We start from the raw sequence: 1,659 nt of genomic DNA on the forward strand, positions 1-1,659 counted from the left end.
ACTCTAAAGAGTGGGAAGATAAGACAACTACTCTTAGTGGTATGGGAGCTCTAATAATAACAGCCATCGTTACATTCCTAACAGCAGGAGCTGGAACCGCTGTAGCTGGAGCACTTGGAGCAGCAGCTAGTTCAACTACAGGTCTAGCAATATCAGCTATGACAACAGCTGTCATAGCAAACTCAACAGTCCAACTAACAAACAACCTCTTATCTCATGGTAAGGTAAAATTTGACGCATCATCCCTAGCTAAATCAGCCATTAGTGCAGGGGTGCTATCTTATGCTGGTGCCGCCTTGGGAACAAATGCCCTAACACAGAATATGGATTTTTCAGATTATGTAAAAAATGCTACTATAAACGGAACGCTTCAGGGCATAAGCTCTGAGATAAATGGAGGAGAGTTTAAAAAGGGCTTTTTAACGGGTGTTGCGCTATCTATTATGAGCGATGCTTCGCTTCAGATGAGAAAACATGTGAAGGAAAATTATAATTATGTAGGAGATGGAAAATTAAGTGAAGGCCTAAGGGGTGATGGAGCTAAGATAGGCGGTAGTCACTTTGAAAAAGTATTTAAAAATAATGGCGATCTTTATCCTAGGGATATAGTTGCGCCAACTGGCGGAAGTCAAACAAAAGAAGGAATGCTGTTTGGTTTCCCTTACGCTAAAGGTTCTTTGGCAGACCATGCTATAGAACACTTTGCAGGACCACATGACTTTATGTCTAGCTGGAACTATGAAAATATAAATGGAGTTACATATCTAAAAGATAATGGAAGCTTGGTAAATATAGCAAGTGGTTTGCTTTTAGTTCCTGCCGCACCATTTGCAGCAGCACCATTTATCCAAGGACATTTGTCAGATATACAAATTTATAAAGATGTAAAAAAAGTAAGCAAAGATGCCAGAAGAGAAGTTTTAAACAAAGCGAAAGAGAACAGATGAAATTTAGAAATTTTATATTATTTATAATCACTCTGGTTGGATGCAGTGGTTGTTACTTTAAAACCGCAACTTACGAGATTTTTAAATACAAAAGAGATGGCGAGCTTTATGAGTGGAATAACCAAAATATCCCAAAATATCACAGTGAGCGTAGGGAAATATACGATGACAATAGATATATCTATAAATTTAATGGCGAAGATCCAAGATGTGTTTATGGTTATCTCACAAATAGAAATGACAAGATTGAGAAGGTTGTAGGCTGGGTTATATTGTCTGGAAAAGAGTATTGCAAAGAAACACCAGGAGTAGGGATGTGGATGTAGATAAGACTAACGACTTATGGAAAAATATATGAAATTTAGAAATTTTATATTATTTGCAGTCACTATAATCGGATTTGGTGGCTGCTATATAGGTGAGCCAAGCTATGAGGTGTTTGTGAAAAATATGGAGGCAAATTTAAGACCTCCAAGTCCGATACTTTCACATAAGAATAAACAAATTTATAGTAAGGATAGATATATTTATATAGTTGAATGGAATAAAGAAGGCTGTGTTGTTGGCTTTTTATCAAATAAAGACGATAAACCAGAGAGGGTTTTGGGCTGGACTATATTGTCTGGAAAAGAATTTTGCAAAGATAGGCAGGCATGGAGTTTGTCTTTTTAGGAAATCAAATGAAATTTAAAAAAATTATTTTATTTGCAAT

3 protein-coding genes are annotated in these 1,659 nt (G+C 36.4%); all 3 read left to right on the plus strand.

What is annotated here, in order from left to right:
* Positions 1-947, plus strand: a 947-nt coding sequence (locus F3G86_RS10100; protein WP_188116466.1) for a hypothetical protein, incomplete at its 5' end; no start/stop codon positions are given.
* Positions 944-1,273, plus strand: coding sequence for a hypothetical protein (locus F3G86_RS10105; RefSeq protein ID WP_103613874.1), 330 nt, complete (start codon positions 944-946; stop codon positions 1,271-1,273). The genes F3G86_RS10100 and F3G86_RS10105, both read left to right, overlap by 4 nt.
* A 28-nt stretch (positions 1,274-1,301) precedes the next feature.
* A complete protein-coding gene (locus tag F3G86_RS10110) occupies positions 1,302-1,619 on the plus strand; it encodes a hypothetical protein (RefSeq protein ID WP_149723775.1) in 318 nt (105 codons plus the stop codon).
* Positions 1,620-1,659 lie beyond the last annotated feature (40 nt).

The sequence above is a fragment of the Campylobacter concisus genome (assembly GCF_902460595.1).
GTDB lineage: Bacteria > Campylobacterota > Campylobacteria > Campylobacterales > Campylobacteraceae > Campylobacter_A > Campylobacter_A concisus_BL.